We start from the raw sequence: 14,534 nt of genomic DNA on the forward strand, positions 1-14,534 counted from the left end.
CCGTCAGTCGTTCCGGAAGCGGTCCCACAGCTTCGGCAGGCGCTCGGCCAGCGCGGTGCGGTTCTCCAGGTCGAGGGGGACGCCCGCGGGGTCGGCCGGCGCCTCGGGCAGGCCCAGTTCGGGCAGGACGGTGCCGGTCAGCTGCTCGTACGCCTCGTCGGCGGCGAAGCCCAGGTCCTCGCCGTCCCCGTCCAACTCCTCGTCGAAGTCGGCCAGCAGCCCGGCGAGGGCGTCCGCGTCGTGCGCGGCACCTTCGAAGACCTCTCTGCCCTGGCCGATCAGCCAGCAGCGGAACCCGTCGAAGACGTCGTCGCTCGCCCCGTCGAGCAGGATCCACGCGGCGGCCCACAGGTCCCACTGGTAGGCGCGGCTGTAGCGGGACTCGAAGTGGCGGGCGAAGTAGGTCACGGCGTCGGGGTCGAGCTGGGTGAGCCGCTCGACGAGCAGGTCGGCCTGTTCCTCGGGGTCGCCGTCCGCCTCCCGGCGTGTGGAGTCGATCAGCGCCCAGAACTCCGTCTCGTCCATCACGCCCCCCAGCATCGGGCCTGCGGGGCCGCGATGCACGCGGAGTGCGCCAGATGCGGCTGTGTCGTTACCCGGCCCGTGCCACGGCGTCCGGTGCGCGGTTCGCATACCCGACGGAAGGTGTCCGGTATCGCTGCGAGCGTGTTCCCCGTCGTACCGCGCGACGCCCGGACTTCCAGGAGGAACAGGTGCACGAATCCAACGCTTCTCGCGGGCCGCTGGCCGGAAAGGCCGCCCTCGTGGCGGGTGCCACCAGGGGCGCGGGGCGGGCCATGGCCGTCGAGCTGTGCCGCGCGGGGGCCACCGTCTACGCGACGGGGCGGACCACCCGGGCGCGGGCCAGCGAGGTCGGCAGGACGGGCGAGACGATCGAGGAGACGGCCGAGCTGGCGTGCGAGGCGGGCCGGGAAGGCGGGGGTACGGCGACCGCGGTCGCCGTCGACCACCTCGACCCCGAACAGGTGCGCGACCTGATCGTCCGCATCGACCGTGCGCAGGGCAGGCTCGACATCCTCGTCAACGACCTGTGGGGCGGCGACCACCTCGTCGGCTTCGGCAAGAAGCTGTGGGAACACGATCTGGCCGACACGCTCCGCGTCCTGCGGCTGGGCATCGACAGCCACCTGATCACCAGCGCCTGCGCGCTTCCCCTGCTGACCCGACGCCCCGGCGGGCTGCTGATCGAGGTCACCGACGGCACCGAGGAGTCCAACCGGAACTACCGCGAGCCCCTCTCCTACGACCTGGCCAAGGCCGCGCCCCTGAGAATGGCCCGCGCGCTCGCCCAGGAGACGGCCGAGTACGGCACCACCGCGGTGTGCCTGACCCCGGGCTGGCTGCGCTCGGAGGCGATGCTCGACACCCACTTCCACGTGACGGAGGAGAACTGGCGCGACGGCTGCGCCACCGACCCGCACTTCGCCATCTCCGAGACCCCGACCTTCGTCGGCCGCGCCGTGGCCGCCCTCGCCGCCGACCCGGACGTGGCGCGCTGGAACGGGCAGTCCCTCTCCAGCGGCGGACTCGCCCAGGTCTACGGCTTCACCGACGAGGACGGCTCCGCACCCGACGCCTGGCGCTACCTGGCCGAGGTGCAGTTCGCGGGGAAACCGGCCGACGTGACCGGCTACCGCTGACCCCCGGCCGGCGGCAGGTCCCCGTACAGCGCCGCCGCACGCCGCGCCGCCTCGGCGACCCTGGCACGCAGCGACGGCGGCGCCAGCACCTCGCACTCCGGGCCGAGGCCGGCGAGCTGGCCGAAGGCGACCTCCTCGCTCTCCACCCGCAGCGCCACCGTCGTACGCCCGTCCGCCCCGCTTGCGCCGGCCGCCAGCGCCTCGTCGGCCGCGGCCCTGTCGGTGACGTGCCGCAGCCGCCGGGTGCCCGCCGCGGTGAGCCGCAGCGTCACCTCGGAGCGCAGCAGGGAGCGCGCGAACGACGCCGCGCGCTCCGCCCAGAACGCGGCCAGGTCGAAGCCGGGATCGCGGACGAAGTGCGCGTCCCGCACGGCGACCTCGGTGAACCGGTCGACGCGGTACACCCGCCAGGCCTCGCGGCCCGGGTGCGCCGCGTCGGCCGGCACCCGGGCCGCCAGATACCACCGGCCCGCCTTCAGCACCACCCCGTAGGGCTCCAGCTCCCGCTCCACCTCGCCGCCGCGCTCGTCCCCGCGCCGGTAGCGCACCGCGGCCCGCCGGTCCGACCACACGGCGTCGGCCAGCGCGGGCAGCAGCGGCGGCGTCCCCGGCGCCTGCCACCAGCCGGGCGCGTCCAGGTGGAAGCGCTGCGCGGACCCCTCGTGCACGTCCCGCAGCGCGGGATCGAGCGCGGCCGAGACCTTCAGCCGCGCCGCCGAGGCCGCGTCGTCCAGACCCAGGTCGCGCAGCGCCGAGGGCACCCCCGACAGGAACAGCGCCTCCGCCTCGCTGCGGCCCATCCCCGTCAGCCGCGTGCGGTAGCCGCCGACCAGCCGGTAGCCTCCCGCACGGCCCCGGTCCGCGTACACCGGCACGCCCGCCTCGGACAGGGCGAGGACATCCCGCGCGACCGTGCGTTCGGAGACCTCCAGCTCGGCGGCCAGCTCGCCGCCGGTCATCTCCCTGCGCGCCTGCAGCAGCAGCACCATTTTGATCAGCCGCGCTGCCCGCATAGTGAATACCCCTCCCCGCGTTCTTTGTCCCGCTGTTAACGTTCCGCCAGTTATACAGCGAACAAGGAATCGGTCATGTCTCAGCAAACTCGCGAACAGTGGGGCTCGCGAACCGGATTTCTGATGGCCGCCATCGGCTCCGCCATCGGACTGGGCAACATCTGGCGCTTCCCGGCGGAGGCGTACAAGAACGGTGGCGGGGCCTTCCTCCTGCCGTATCTCGTCGCGTTGCTCACCGCGGGCCTGCCCCTGCTCATCCTCGAGTACTCGGTGGGCAGGAAGTACCGGAAGTCGCCCCCCGTCGCCTTCCGGCAGATTTCCAAGCCCGCCTCCGTCATCGGCTGGTGGCAGGTCGCCATCTGCTTCGTCATCGCCAGCTACTACGCCGTGATCGTCGCCTGGTCCCTACGGTATGCGGGCTTCTCCTTCGGCAAGGACTGGGGCAAGGACCCCGAGACGTTCTTCTCCGCGGACTTCCTGCACGCGGGATCCGAGCCGGGACTGCCCACCAGCTGGGTCGGCGGCGTCTTCTGGCCGCTGCTGGCCGTGTGGCTCGTCGTCCTGCTCATCCTGGCCCTGGGCGTACGCCGCGGCATCGAGCGCTCCAACCAGGTCTTCATCCCCCTGCTGGTGGTCTTCTTCGTCGTCCTGGTGATCCGCGCCGTCACCCTCGACGGTGCGGCCGAGGGCCTCGACGCGCTCTTCTCACCCGACTGGGGAGCGCTCACCGACGGAAGCGTCTGGGTCGCCGCCTACGGGCAGATCTTCTTCTCCCTGTCCATCGGCTTCGGCATCATGGTCACCTACGCCTCCTACCTGGGGCGCCGCTCCGACCTGACGGGCTCGGCGCTGGTGGCAGGCTTCGCCAACAGCTCCTTCGAAATCCTGGCGGGCATCGGCGTGTTCGCCACCCTGGGCTTCATGGCGCAGGCCAACGGCGTCGCCGTCGGCGAGGTCGTCACCGACGGGGTCGGCCTCGCCTTCATCGCCTTCCCCGCCGTGATCTCCCAGATGCCGATGGGCGGCCTCTTCGGCTTCCTCTTCTTCGCGTCCCTGGCCATCGCGGGCATCACCTCGCTGGTCAGCATCGTGCAGGTGATCATCTCCGCGGTGCAGGACCGCACCGGCATGCGGCGGCTGCCCGCCGTGTGGGGCGTCGGCGGGCTGGTCGCGGTCGTCTCGCTGCTGCTGTTCCCGACGGACGCGGGTCTGGCCCTGCTCGACTCGGCCGACCACTTCATCAACCAGTACGGCATCGCGCTGGCCGCGCTCGTCTTCCTCGTCGTCATGGGCTGGGTACTGCGGCGGCTGCCGGCCTTCCAGGCCCACGCGGACGAGACCTCCGCGATCCGGCTGGGCCTGTGGTGGCGCGTCTGCCTCGGGGTGGTCACCCCGCTGGTGCTCGGCTGGATGATGGTCGACAGCCTGCGCGCCGAGTTCGACGAGAACTACGGCGGATACCCGACCTCGTTCCTGGCCTGGGCGGGATGGGGGATCGCCGCCGGTGCGCTGGTGATCGGCGTCCTGATCGCCCTCGTCCCCTGGCGCACCGCGCCGCGAGCCGAGCGGGAGGAGGTGCGCTGATGTCGGCAGGAGCCGTGGTGATGATGACCGCCGCCATCCTCATCGTGTGGGGAGGCCTGATCGCCGCCGTGCTGCGTCTGCGGCGGCACCCGGACCCGGAGTAGCACGGGGCCGAGCAGTGCGCAGGGCCCGCCGCGGAGGACGCGGCGGGCCCTGCGCCGTGTTTCGGGGCGCCGTGCCCCGCCTCACCGCCGGACGGAGCCCGGCGGTGAGGCGGGCGAGAACCGGTGCCGGAAACCGGTGGAGGGCGCGCCGCCGCCCTGCTGCCGAGCCGAGGACGCTTCGTCGCACACCCGGTGGGACGCACCGAGCGCTGACCGTCGCGCGTCGCGCCTGCACACCGGCTGCGGGCGCCCGCGCGGGGGCACCCCACGCGGAAAGGGGCCTCCGCCGGGTGGCGGAGGCCCCTTGTCGGCCCGTGGGGCGCGGACGGATGTCCTTACGCCAGGCCGTACTTCTCGGCGGCCTTGCGGACGTCCTCCGACTTGACCTCACCGCGGCGTGCCAGGCGCGACAGCGCGGCGACGACCACGGACTCCGGGTCGACACCGAAGTGGCGGCGGGCGCCCTCGCGGGTGTCGGAGAGGCCGAACCCGTCGGTACCGAGCGAGGACCAGTCCTGCTCGACCCACTGGCTGATCTGGTCGGGCACGGCCCGCATCCAGTCGCTGACGGCGAGCACAGGTCCTGGCGCACCCTCCAGAGCGCGGGTCACGTACGGCACGCGCTCCTCGCCGCGCAGCGCCGCCGCGTCGCACTCCATCGCCTCACGGCGCAGTTCGGTCCAGGACGGCGCCGACCACACGTCGGCGGCCACACCCCACTGATCGGCGAGGATCCGCTGCGCGTCGAGCGCCCAGTGGATCGCGGTGCCGGAGGAGAGCAGCTGGATGCGCGGGGCGTCCTTGGGGGCGCTGTCCGCCTCGCGGAAGCGGTAGAGCCCCTTGAGGATGCCTTCCTCCACGCCGTCGCCCTCCGGCATGGGCGGTTGGACCTTGGTCTCGTTGTAGACCGTCAGGTAGTAGAAGACGTCTTCCTGCTGGTCCGCTTCCGGACCGTACATCCGGCGCAGGCCCTCCTTGACGATGACGCCGACCTCGTAGGCGAACGCCGGGTCGTAGGAGATCGCCGCGGGGTTGGTGGAGGCCAGCAGGTGGGAGTGGCCGTCGGCGTGCTGGAGGCCTTCGCCGGTCATCGTCGTACGGCCCGCCGTGGCGCCGATGACGAAGCCGCGCCCGAGCTGGTCGGCGAGCGCCCAGAACTGGTCGGCGGTCCGCTGGAACCCGAACATCGAGTAGAAGATGTAGAACGGGATCATCGGCTCGCTGTGCGTCGCGTACGACGTGGCGGCCGCGGTGAAGTCCGCCAGCGAACCCGCCTCGGTGATCCCCTCGTTGAGGATCTGGCCGTTCTCGGCCTCCTTGTAGTACAGGAGCTGGTCGCGGTCGACCGGGTCGTAGGTCTGCCCCAGCGGCGAGTAGATGCCGGCGGAGGGGAAGAGCGACTCCATGCCGAAGGTGCGGGCCTCGTCGGGGACGATCGGCACCCAGCGCTTCCCGGTCTCCTTCTCCCGCATCAGGTCCTTGACCAGGCGGACGAACGCCATGGTGGTGGCGATCTCCTGCGAGCCCGAGCCCTTCTTGAGCGCCTCGAACGGCTTGTCGGCGGGTGCAGGCAGGCCGACCGCGTGGATGCGGCGGGCCGGCGCGGGGCCGCCCAGCTCGGCGCGGCGCTCCTGGAGGTAGCGCACCTCCGGGGAGTCGGCGCCCGGGTGCACGTAGGGCACCAGCTCGTCGTCCAGCTTGCTGTCCGGAATCGGGAGCTCCAGCAGGTCCCGCATGGCGCGGAACTCCTTGCCGGTGAGCTTCTTCATCTGGTGGTTGGCGTTGCGGGACTCGAAGCCAGGACCCAGGGTCCAGCCCTTGACCGTCTGCGCCAGGATCACCGTCGGCGCGCCCTTGTGCTCGACGGCCGCCTTGTACGCCGCGTACACCTTGCGTGGCTCGTGCCCCGCGCGCGAGGTCTTGAACAGCTCGGTGATCTTGTCGTCGCCCAGCAGCTTGCCGATCTCGGCCAGCGCGGGGGAGGCGCCGAAGAAGTGCTCGCGGATGTAGGCCGCGTCGCGGGTGGCGTACGTCTGGAACTGGGCGTCCGGCACCTCGCGCAGCCTGCGGGTGAGCGCACCCGTGGTGTCCAGCGCGAAGACCTCGTCCCACGCGGAGCCCCACAGGGACTTGACGACGTTCCATCCGGCGGCGCGGAACTGGGCCTCCAGCTCCTGCACGATCTTGAAGTTCGCGCGGACGGGGCCGTCGAGGCGCTGGAGGTTGCAGTTGATGACGAAGGTGAGGTTGTCCAGCTGCTCGCGCCCGGCCAGGGCGAGGGCTGCGGTCGACTCGGGCTCGTCCATCTCGCCGTCGCCGAGGAAGGCCCACACGTGCGAGGCGGAGGTGTCCTTGATGCCCCGGTTGGTGAGGTAGTTGTTGAAGCGTGCCTGGTAGATCGCGGAGATCGGGCCCAGGCCCATGGACACCGTGGGGAACTCCCACAGCCACGGCAGGCGGCGCGGGTGCGGGTAGGACGGCAGTCCGTCACCGCCGGACTCCTGGCGGAAGCGGTCCAGGTGGTCCTCGGTGAGCCGCCCGTCGAGGAACGCGCGGGCGTAGACGCCGGGGGAGGCGTGACCCTGGACGTAGAGCTGGTCGCCCGAGCCGCCGTCCGCACCCTCCTTGCCCTTGAAGAAGTGCTCGAAGCCGGTCTCGTAGAGCCACGCCGCCGACGCGAACGTCGCGATGTGGCCGCCGAGGCCGTAGCGGCTGCCGCGGGTGACCATGGCGGCGGCGTTCCAGCGGTTCCACGCGGTGATGCGGGACTCCATCGCCTCGTCGCCGGGGAAGGCCGGCTCGGCCGAGGTGGGGATGGTGTTGACGTACTCCGTCTCCAGCAGCCCTGGCACGGCCAGGCCGCTGTGCTGGGCGTGCTCGACGGTGCGACGCACCAGGTACGCGGCTCGTTCGCCGCCCGCGTGCGAGGAGACGGCGTCGAGCGACTCACGCCATTCGCCGGTCTCCTGCGGATCGCGGTCCGGGAGCTGGTCGAGCTCGCTCGGATGCGGCGGGCGTACGGGGTCGGGCATGGTGGCCACCTTCCGGACGTGTAGGCCCCTCCAAACGGGTCGGGAGGGCGGTTGTGCGAGTGGGCTTTGCAACCCTGAACGGGCAGGACAGGGGGCACCCAACACAAGGACTCTACGCCCGTGATCGATGATCGATCAAAGGATTGGAAGGTAAAAACCGCCCACGACCCGAAATTGGCATTCCGTGCCTCGAAACAAGGCACGGAATGCCAGGCGCAGGGGGTCGCCCCGAAGAGGCGCGGGGAACTGCGCGACCAGCCACAACGGACCCGCACACGCCGCTTCCGCCGCCGCAACGGTGGGCTGCCGCCCAGCAGTGGGTGCTATCGGGGCGCCGGCGCGCACCCCAACACGTGCTCCTTCACCAACGGCCCGATCTCCGGATCACACCGCTCGATCGCGGCGAGCACCGCGTCATGCTCCTCCGCATACGACTGCTGCACCGTGCCCAGCCACCGGATCGACAGCGCCGTCCACACCTCGATGCCCAGCCCCTCCCAGGTGTGCAGCAGCACGCTGTTGCCGGCGGCGCGCACCAGCTCCCTGTGGAAGGCCACCGTGTGCCGCACCTGCGCTTCTCCGTCCCCCAGCCGGTCCGCCTCGTACAGCGCCTCCACGTGCGGTCGCAGCGCGGAGACGTCCCCCGCCAACCGGGCCACCGCCAGCTCCGCGGCGATCTGCTCCAGGCCGGCCCGCACGGGATAGATCTCCTCCAGATCGGCGGGCGACAGCTCCCGCACCCGCGCGCCCTTGTTCTGCGCCGACTCGATCAGCCGCAGCGCCTCCAGCTCGCGCAGCGCCTCCCGCACGGGCGTCTGGCTCACCTCCAGCTCCACCGCGATCCGCCGCTCCACGATCCGCTCGCCCGGCTTCCAGCGCCCGCTGACGATCCCCTCGACGATGTGCTCCCGGATCTGCTCGCGCAGCGACTGGACGACGGGCGGCGTCATGAGAATGCTCCTCGCAACGAGGGGGTGGGGCCCCTAGACGATACGGCGTGGGCAGGCACGCGGTGCCACTGCGGTCCGTGAGGGAGCCGTCACCGCCCCACACGGCACGTCCCGCGACGCGACGGTGCCCCCGCCACACCCGTGGCGGGGGCACCGTTTACGGACCAGGTGGCCGAGGGGTTACAGCCCCAGCTCGCCCTCGAACTCGCCGGCTTCCAGCCGGGCCTTGACGTCGGCCAGGTAGCGGGCGGCGTCGGCGCCGTCCACGAGCTGGTGGTCGTAGGAGAGGGTCAGGTAGACCATGTCGCGGATCGCGAGGGTCTCGCCCAGCTCCGGGTGGTCGATGACCATCGGACGGCGGACCGTCGCACCGATGCCCAGCTCCGCGACCTGCGGGTAGTTCACGATGATGGTGTCGAAGAGCGCGCCCCGCGACCCGGTGTTGCTGATCGTGAACGTGCCGCCGGACATGTCGTCGGGACCCAGGCCCCCCTCGCGGACCTTCTTGGCCAGCTCGGCGGTCTTGCGGGCGATGCCCGCCAGGTTGAGGTTTCCGGCCTCCTTGATGACCGGGACCATCAGCCCCTTCTCGGAGTCCACCGCGATGCCGATGTTCTCGACGTCGTGGTAGGTGATGGTGCCGTCGTCGTTCAGGCGGGCGTTGACTGCCGGGTGGGCCTTCAGCGCCTCGGCCGCCGCCTGCACGAAGAACGGCATCGGGGAGAGCTTGACGCCCTCCCGCGCGGCGAAGGAGCCCTTCGCCGCCGCCCGCAGCTTCATGATGCGGGTGACGTCCACCTCGACGACCGTGGACAGCTGCGCCTGGTTGTGCAGCGCCTTCATCATGTTCTCGGCGATGACCTTGCGGATGCGCGGCATCTTCACCGTCTGGCCGCGCAGCGGCGAGGCCTCCAGCTTCGGCGACTTCGGCGCCGCCGAGGCGGCAGCGGCCGGAGCCTGGGCCTGCTGCGCCTGCTGGGCCTTTTGCGACTCGGCCGCCTCGATGACGTCCTGCTTGCGGATGCGGCCGCCCACACCGGTGCCGCGCACCGAGGTGAGGTCCACGCCCTGCTCGGCCGCCAGCTTGCGCACCAGCGGCGTCACGTAGGCGCCGTCGCTCTCCGGCGCGGCAGCCGGAGCCTGCGCCGCGGGGGCGGGCTGCGCCGGAGCCGGCTGGGCCGGAGCGGCGGGCTGTGCGGGCGCCGGCTGGGCCTGCGAAGGCTCCGGCGGCGTCTGCGGTGCCGCCGGCTGGGCCGGGGCCGCGGGGGCCTGCGGGGCCTCCTGAGCGGGCTGGGCAGGCGCCGACTCGGCGGGCTTGCCCGGGGCCGACGGCGCCGGAGTGGCGGCGGCGGGAGCGGCACCGGCCGCACCGATGACGGCCAGCTTGGCGCCGACCTCGGCGGTCTCGTCCTCGCCCACGGCGATCTCCAGCAGGGTGCCGGAGGTCGGAGCGGGGATCTCGGTGTCGACCTTGTCGGTGGAGACCTCCAGCAGCGGCTCGTCGGCCTCCACCTCGTCGCCGACCTGCTTGAGCCAGCGGGTGACGGTGCCCTCGGTGACGGACTCGCCCAGCGCGGGCAGCGTCACGTCGGTGCCCTCGGCGGAGCCGCCGCCGGACGGGGCCGCGGCGGGCTCGGGCTGCGCCTCGGCCTGGGCGGGCTCTTCCTGCGCCGGGGCCTGGGCGGGCTCGGGCTCGGCGGCCGGCTCGGCCGCCGCGGGGGCGCCGGAGCCGTCGTCGATGACGGCCAGCTCGGCGCCGACCTCCACCGTCTCGTCCTCGGCGACCTTGATCGAGGACAGCGTCCCGGAGGCCGGTGCGGGGATCTCGGTGTCGACCTTGTCGGTGGAGACCTCGAGCAGCGGCTCGTCGGCCTCGATGTGCTCACCCTCGGCCTTCAGCCAGCGGGTGACGGTGCCCTCGGTCACGCTCTCGCCGAGCGCCGGCAGGGTTACGGAAACCGCCATGGTTCCTGTTGCTCCTTACGAACTGTGCGGATGGGTCGCGCCCTTGAGTGACTGCTCGGCGGTCAGTCGTGGGAGTGCAGCGGCTTGCCGGCCAGCGCCAGATGCGCCTCGCCGAGCGCCTCCGTCTGCGTCGGGTGGGCGTGGATGAGCTGGGCCACCTCGGCGGGCAGCGCCTCCCAGTTGTAGATGAGCTGGGCCTCGGCCACCTGCTCACCCATGCGGTCACCGACCATGTGGACGCCGACCACGGCACCGTCGCGGACCTGGACGAGCTTGACCTCGCCCGACGTCTTGAGGATCTTGCTCTTGCCGTTGCCCGCGAGGTTGTACTTCAAGGTGACGACCTTGTCCGCGCCATACCGCTCCTTGGCCTGCTCCTCGGTGAGGCCGACGGAGGCCACCTCCGGGTTGCAGTAGGTCACGCGGGGGACACCGGCGTAGTCGACCGGCACCGGGTTCAGCCCCGCCAGCCGCTCCGCGACCATGATGCCCTCGGCGAAGCCGACGTGCGCGAGCTGGAGCGTGGGGATGAGGTCGCCGACGGCGGAGATGGTGGGCACGCTGGTGCGGCAGTACTCGTCCACCGTGACGAAGCCGCGGTCCATGGCGACCCCGGCCTCCTCGTAGCCCAGGTTCTGCGAGACCGGGCCGCGGCCGATGGCGACCAGCAGCACCTCGGCCTCGTACTCCTTGCCGTCGGCGAGGGTGACCTTGACGCCGTCGTCCGTGTACTCGGCCCTGTCGAAGAAGGTGCCCAGGTTGAACTTGATGCCGCGCTTGCGGAAGGCGCGCTCCAGCAGCTTGGAGCTGTTCTCGTCCTCGACCGGCACCAGGTGCTTGAGACCCTCGATCACGGTGACGTCCGCACCGAAGGACTTCCACGCGGAGGCGAACTCGACGCCGATGACGCCGCCGCCCAGAATGATCGCGGACTTCGGCACCCGGTCCATGACCAGGGCGTCGTCCGAGCTGATGACCCGGTCGTTGTCGATGGTCAGGCCCGGCAGCGTCTTGGGCACCGAACCGGTCGCCAGCAGGATGTGGCGGCCCTCGTAGCGCTGGCCGTTCACCTCCACGGAGGTCGGCGAGGAGAGGTAGCCGGAGCCCTCCACGTAGGTGACCTTGCGGGAGGCGACCAGCCCCTGCAGACCCTTGTAGAGGCCGGAGATCACGCCGTCCTTGTACTTGTGGACGCCGGCCATGTCGATGCCCTCGAACGAGGTCTTGACACCGAACTCGGCGCTCTCACGCGACTGGTCGGCCACCTCGCCGGCGTGCAGCAGCGCCTTGGTCGGGATGCAGCCGCGGTGCAGGCAGGTACCGCCCAGCTTGTCCTTCTCGATGAGAGCGACATCCAGACCGAGCTGTGCGGCGCGAAGGGCAGCGGCATAACCGCCGCTACCGCCTCCGAGGATCACTAGGTCGAAAACGGTGCTGGCGTCGTTCGCCACGTCACGTCCTCCATGCATGGGTACGCCGTAGCCGGTCTCCTGTGACCGGGCGGCTTCAGGTTCGGCCGCTTGTGTCTGCTCGGCCCTTTGTCAGTCGGCTTCTGTCAAGCCGTGCGGGGCCCTGTCCTGCCAGTGACCCATCTTCGCACTTGTTGACGGAAACCGGGACGCGGGGCCGGTTACCTCGAAGTACGGTCGCGAGCCGCAGGCCCCGCTCGCCACGGCGAGCGGGGCCCACACGCCCGTCGGCGATGTGGCGGACGTCTCAGCCCAGGTCGCCGTCCGCCGTGCGCTCCACGAGTCGCACCAGCGTACGGACCGCGGAGCCCGTGCCGCCCTTGGGCGTGTAGCCGAACGGCGCCGCCTCGTTGAAGGCCGGGCCCGCGATGTCCAGGTGCGCCCAGGGGATGTCCTCGGGCACGAACTCCTTCAGGAACACCCCGGCCAGCAGGCCGCCGCCCATCCGGTCGCCCACGTTGGCCATGTCGGCGACCGGCGAGTCGATGCCCTTGCGCAGGTGGGCGGGCATCGGCATCGGCCAGGCGTCCTCGCCCGCCTCGCCGGCCGCCTCGTGCACGGCGGTGCGGAAGGCGTCGTCGTTCGCCATGATCCCGAACGTCCGGGCACCCAGTGCCACCATCATGGCGCCGGTCAGCGTCGCCACGTCCACCAGCGCGTCCGGCTGCTCCTCGCCGGCCCTGGCCAGCGCGTCCGCCATCACCAGACGGCCCTCGGCGTCGGTGTTGAGCACCTCCACGGTCTTGCCGCTGTACATGGTCAGCACATCACCCGGACGGGTGGCCGAGCCCGACGGCATGTTCTCGGCCAGCGCCAGCCAGCCGGTCACGTTGGCGCGCAGCCCCATCCTGGCCGCCGCCACGACGGTCGAGAAGACGGCGGCGGCGCCGCTCATGTCGCACTTCATCGTCTCGTTGTGACCCGCGGGCTTGAGCGAGATGCCGCCCGAGTCGTAGGTGATGCCCTTGCCGATCAGGGCCAGGGACTTCTTCGCCTTCGGGTGCGACCAGCCGACCCGCACCAGGCGCGGCGGCTGCGTCGACCCGTTGCCGACGCCCAGGATGCCGCCGTAGCCGCCCTTGGTCAGCGCCTTCTCGTCCAGCACCTCGATGGTGAGGCCGTACTCCTTGGCCGCGGCACGCACCTCGCCGGCGAACGCCTTCGGGTCCAGACCGTTCGCCGGGGTGTTGATCAGGTCCCGGGCGCGGTGCACCTCCTCGGCGACCACCACGGCACGCTCGGCGGCCGCCTTGTGCGCCTTGTCCCGCGCCTTCGCGCCGACCAGCGCGATCTCCGCCAGTGGCGCGCTCTTGGCGTCCTTCTTCGCGCTGCTGTCCTTGCCCTTGTAGGAGGTGAAGGAGTAGGCGCCCAGCAGCGCGCCCTCGGCGACCGCGGCGACGGCCTCCGCGTCCTCGACCGGCAGCGCGAAGGCCGCCTTCTTGGTGCCCGCCAGCGCCCGGGCCGCCGCACCCGCCGCGCGCCGCAGCACCTCCGGCTCGAAGGGCTCCTTGCCGTCCGCCGCCTCGCCGAGACCGACGGTCACCACGACCGGAGCCTTCACCCCGGCCGCCGGCGCCGGGAGCTTGGTGACCTCTCCCTCGCCGCCGCTCGCGCCGAGCGTCTCCAGCGTCGCGGCGAGCTTGCCGCCGTACGCCTTGTCGACGGCCTCCGCGCCGGGCGCGAGGACGAGCGAGGCCTTCTTGCCCGCCTTGTCGGCGGAGCCGCTTGTGGCGACGCCGACGACGACAGCGTCCGCGCGCAGGGTCGCCGCGGACGAGGAGCTGAGAGTCAGTGCAGACACGTGGGAGAGACCTTCTTCCTTGACAGGGCGCGGAGTGCGAAGCCGCCTCCGGCTCAGGACGCTCCGGGCATGGTATGCCCGCCCCCTCCCCCGAACCGGGGACGGTTGGCACTTGCACCGAACCCGTCACACACCGCGCCGTCGGACCCGTCGCCCACCGCGCCTCAGAGCGCGGCCACCACCAACGCGCACGTCGCCGCCACTTCGGCCAGCGCGCCGAACACGTCCCCCGTCACCCCGCCGAACCGCCGCACGCAGTGCCGCAGCAGCAACTCGGCGGCGCACAGCCCCAGTACGGCGCCCACCGCGAACACCGCGAGGGGCCCGGCGAGCCCGGCCACCACGGCCGCGGCCACCACCAGGACGGCGACACCCCACGCGGTGCCCCGCGGCACCGTGCCGGCGACCGCGGCGCCCAGGCCCTCGGGCCGCGCGGCGGCGACCCCCTCCCGCGAGGCGAGCGTGAGCGCGCCGCGCGCCACCAGCGCGGACATCACGACGGCGGCGGCCCCCACGGTCCAGCTCGCAGCGAACAACCGTGCCACGGAGGCGATCTGGGCCAGCAGCACGAACACGAGCGTGACGACGCCGAACGGGCCGATGTCCGACCGCTTCATGATCCGCAGGGCTTCGTCCGCCGGCTTCGCGCTGCCCAGCCCGTCGGCGACGTCGGCGAGGCCGTCCAGGTGGAGGCCGCGGGTCAGCACGGCGCCGGTCGCCACGGCGGCGACGGCCGCGACGAGCGCGGACGCGCCGCACGCCAGGAGTACGCCGCCCACCGCGGCGGCCGCCAGGCCGACCACCACGCCGGCCAGCGGCGCGCAGACCATGCCCGCACGGGCAGCCGCCCGGTCCCAGCGGGTGACCCGCACGGGCAGCACCGTCAAGGTGCCGAGAGCGAACCGTATGCCGTCGCCGGGCGTGGGGGAACGATCCATGGCCGAGCACGTTACCG

General features: G+C 72.1%; 11 protein-coding genes. 3 read left to right on the forward strand and 8 right to left on the reverse strand.

The window, feature by feature from the left end; translation table 11 throughout:
- Positions 1–3: 3 nt before the first annotated feature.
- Complete coding sequence (locus DTL70_RS07525) at positions 4–525, reverse strand: DUF4240 domain-containing protein (protein ID WP_114021116.1); 522 nt, start codon at positions 523–525, stop codon at positions 4–6.
- Positions 526–713: 188 nt separating this feature from the next.
- On the opposite strand from DTL70_RS07525, the gene DTL70_RS07530 reads away from it, so the two are divergent.
- A complete protein-coding gene (locus DTL70_RS07530; RefSeq protein ID WP_245979088.1) occupies positions 714–1,661 on the forward strand; it encodes an SDR family oxidoreductase in 948 nt (315 codons plus the stop codon).
- Here DTL70_RS07530 and DTL70_RS07535 read toward each other — a convergent pair.
- Positions 1,652–2,674 (reverse strand): helix-turn-helix transcriptional regulator, encoded by a 1,023-nt coding sequence (locus DTL70_RS07535; protein WP_114021062.1) that lies wholly within the window; start codon positions 2,672–2,674, stop codon positions 1,652–1,654. The genes DTL70_RS07530 and DTL70_RS07535 overlap by 10 nt on opposite strands.
- A 75-nt stretch (positions 2,675–2,749) precedes the next feature.
- On the opposite strand from DTL70_RS07535, the gene DTL70_RS07540 reads away from it, so the two are divergent.
- Both DTL70_RS07540 and DTL70_RS33445 read left to right on the forward strand, forming a co-directional pair.
- Positions 2,750–4,258, forward strand: coding sequence for a sodium-dependent transporter (locus tag DTL70_RS07540; protein ID WP_114021063.1), 1,509 nt, complete (start codon positions 2,750–2,752; stop codon positions 4,256–4,258).
- Positions 4,258–4,362, forward strand: a complete 105-nt coding sequence (locus DTL70_RS33445) for a methionine/alanine import family NSS transporter small subunit (RefSeq protein ID WP_181860826.1) — start codon at positions 4,258–4,260, stop codon at positions 4,360–4,362. The genes DTL70_RS07540 and DTL70_RS33445 overlap by 1 nt, the downstream gene beginning before the upstream one ends.
- A 335-nt stretch (positions 4,363–4,697) precedes the next feature.
- Here the strand turns inward: DTL70_RS33445 and aceE are convergent, their stop codons facing one another.
- From aceE to DTL70_RS07575, 6 genes are all read right to left on the reverse strand, one after another.
- Entirely contained in the window at positions 4,698–7,394 is a 2,697-nt protein-coding gene (gene aceE / locus DTL70_RS07550) for a pyruvate dehydrogenase (acetyl-transferring), homodimeric type (protein ID WP_114021065.1), read from the reverse strand.
- Positions 7,395–7,717: 323 nt separating this feature from the next.
- Positions 7,718–8,344, reverse strand: coding sequence for a GntR family transcriptional regulator (locus DTL70_RS07555; protein WP_114021066.1), 627 nt, complete (start codon positions 8,342–8,344; stop codon positions 7,718–7,720).
- Between the two features lie 180 nt (positions 8,345–8,524).
- On the reverse strand, positions 8,525–10,309 hold the full coding sequence (gene sucB, locus DTL70_RS07560) for a 2-oxoglutarate dehydrogenase, E2 component, dihydrolipoamide succinyltransferase (protein ID WP_114021067.1): 1,785 nt from the start codon (positions 10,307–10,309) through the stop codon (positions 8,525–8,527).
- A 62-nt stretch (positions 10,310–10,371) separates the two neighbouring features.
- A complete protein-coding gene (gene lpdA, locus DTL70_RS07565; RefSeq protein WP_114021068.1) occupies positions 10,372–11,778 on the reverse strand; it encodes a dihydrolipoyl dehydrogenase in 1,407 nt (468 codons plus the stop codon).
- A gap of 247 nt (positions 11,779–12,025) precedes the next feature.
- Positions 12,026–13,579 carry a leucyl aminopeptidase gene (locus tag DTL70_RS07570; RefSeq protein ID WP_114021069.1) on the reverse strand — a complete coding sequence of 518 codons (1,554 nt, stop codon included), beginning with the start codon at positions 13,577–13,579 and terminating at the stop codon, positions 12,026–12,028.
- A 164-nt stretch (positions 13,580–13,743) separates the two neighbouring features.
- Positions 13,744–14,517 carry an adenosylcobinamide-GDP ribazoletransferase gene (locus DTL70_RS07575; RefSeq protein WP_114021070.1) on the reverse strand — a complete coding sequence of 258 codons (774 nt, stop codon included), beginning with the start codon at positions 14,515–14,517 and terminating at the stop codon, positions 13,744–13,746.
- Positions 14,518–14,534: the final 17 nt, after the last annotated feature.

It is taken from the genome of Streptomyces diacarni, assembly GCF_003323715.1.
Lineage (GTDB): Bacteria > Actinomycetota > Actinomycetes > Streptomycetales > Streptomycetaceae > Streptomyces > Streptomyces diacarni.

What these genes read in the sequence shown, in the direction of transcription:
- DTL70_RS07525 (WP_114021116.1), bottom strand. Translation starts at nt 525, where the DNA reads ATGGACGAGACGGAGTTCTGGGCGCTGATCGACTCCACACGCCGGGAG.
- DTL70_RS07535 (WP_114021062.1), bottom strand. Translation starts at nt 2,674, where the DNA reads ATGCGGGCAGCGCGGCTGATCAAAATGGTGCTGCTGCTGCAGGCGCGC.
- DTL70_RS07540 (WP_114021063.1), top strand. Translation starts at nt 2,750, where the DNA reads ATGTCTCAGCAAACTCGCGAACAGTGGGGCTCGCGAACCGGATTTCTG.
- DTL70_RS33445 (WP_181860826.1), top strand. Translation starts at nt 4,258, where the DNA reads ATGTCGGCAGGAGCCGTGGTGATGATGACCGCCGCCATCCTCATCGTG.
- aceE (WP_114021065.1), bottom strand. Translation starts at nt 7,394, where the DNA reads ATGCCCGACCCCGTACGCCCGCCGCATCCGAGCGAGCTCGACCAGCTC.
- DTL70_RS07555 (WP_114021066.1), bottom strand. Translation starts at nt 8,344, where the DNA reads ATGACGCCGCCCGTCGTCCAGTCGCTGCGCGAGCAGATCCGGGAGCAC.
- sucB (WP_114021067.1), bottom strand. Translation starts at nt 10,309, where the DNA reads ATGGCGGTTTCCGTAACCCTGCCGGCGCTCGGCGAGAGCGTGACCGAG.
- lpdA (WP_114021068.1), bottom strand. Translation starts at nt 11,778, where the DNA reads ATGCATGGAGGACGTGACGTGGCGAACGACGCCAGCACCGTTTTCGAC.
- DTL70_RS07575 (WP_114021070.1), bottom strand. Translation starts at nt 14,517, where the DNA reads ATGGATCGTTCCCCCACGCCCGGCGACGGCATACGGTTCGCTCTCGGC.